The sequence below is a fragment of the Streptomyces sp. BK340 genome (genome assembly GCF_007827595.1).
GTDB lineage: Bacteria > Actinomycetota > Actinomycetes > Streptomycetales > Streptomycetaceae > Streptomyces.
Genome location: NZ_VISR01000072.1, coordinates 1 through 1,491, shown reverse-complemented (window position 1 = coordinate 1,491; position 1,491 = coordinate 1). Strand labels below are relative to the sequence as shown.

1 protein-coding gene is annotated in these 1,491 nt (G+C 69.2%); it reads left to right on the top strand.

Annotated features, from left to right (window positions below; genetic code table 11):
* Positions 1-264 precede the first annotated feature (264 nt).
* The gene (locus FB157_RS46950) at positions 265-1,467 is read left to right on the top strand and encodes an IS110 family transposase (protein ID WP_145887972.1); all 1,203 of its coding nucleotides are present in this window, start codon (positions 265-267) and stop codon (positions 1,465-1,467) included.
* Positions 1,468-1,491 lie beyond the last annotated feature (24 nt).

The window sequence follows — 1,491 nt, the reverse complement described above, 5'->3', positions numbered from 1 at the left end:
CCCCCGTTATGTTCTTCGCGGTCCTGCAAGAGGGCCGCTGGCCTCCGGACCCGGCATGGCTGGTCCCCCCTGTCGAACGTATGACCTGGGGGGTGGTGCCACCGGGCCCGAGAGGCGCCGTTGGAGACGCTGATGAGAGGTCCGACTACCGCCTGGCCCGGCGCAACGCCCGGCCGCTCGCGGGCGGCAGGTCTGCATAACGTGGATGCGCGCACGACGCCAACGCCCAGGCCAGCACGCATGACATCCGTTCGGGAGGACGGCTTGAACGACAGCGACGAGATAGGCGTCTTCCTCGGCCTGGACGTCGGCAAGACCGCCCATCACGGGCACGGCCTCACTCCGGCCGGCAAGAAGGTCTTCGACAAGCAACTGCCCAACACCGAACCGAAGCTGCGGGACGTCTTCGAGAAGCTGAAGACCAAGTTCGGCACGGTTCTCGTCGTGGTGGACCAGCCCGCTTCCATCGGCGCCCTCCCGCTCACGGTCGCCCGGGACACCGGCTGCAAGGTCGCCTACCTGCCCGGCCTGTCCATGCGCCGGATCGCCGACCTCTACCCCGGCGAGGCGAAAACCGACGCGAAAGACGCCGCGGTGATCGCGGACGCGGCCCGCACCATGCCGCACACCCTGCGCTCGCTGGAACTCACCGACGAGATCACCGCCGAACTGACCGTACTCGTCGGCTTCGACCAGGACCTGGCGGCCGAGGCCACCCGCACCTCCAACCGGATACGCGGCCTGCTCACCCAGTTCCACCCCAGCCTCGAGCGGGTCCTCGGCCCGCGCCTGGATCACCACGCCGTGACCTGGCTGCTGGAACGCTACGGATCCCCGGCCGCGCTGCGGAAGGCCGGACGCCGCAGGCTGGTCGAGGTGGTCCGCCCAAAGGCCCCGCGCATGGCGACACGGCTGATCGACGACGTCTTCGACGCCCTCGACGAGCAGACCGTCGTGGTCCCGGGCACCGGCACCCTCGACATCGTGATCCCTTCCCTGGCCCGCTCGCTCGGCGCCGTCCACGAACAACGCCGGGCCACAGAAGCCCAGATCAGCGCCCTGCTGGAGGCACACCCTCTTTCCAAGGTCCTGACCTCGATGCCGGGGATCGCGGTCAGGACCGCCGCCACCCTGCTGGTCACCGTCGGCGACGGCACCAGCTTCCCCACCGCCGCCCACCTCGCCTCCTACGCCGGCCTCGCCCCGACCACAAAGTCCTCCGGGACCTCGATCCACGGCGAACACGCACCCAGAGGCGGCAACCGGCAACTCAAACGCGCGATGTTCCTGTCCGCGTTCGCCGCCCTGCACGACCCCGCCTCCCGCACCTACTACGACCGATGCCGAGCCCGCGGAAAGACCCACACGCAGGCACTTCTCCGCCTCGCCCGACAACGGATCAACGTGCTGTTCGCGATGCTCCGCGACGGCACCTTCTACGAACCCAGAACCCCACGCCTCGCTTGACGAAAGACATAGAGGCACCCCCCC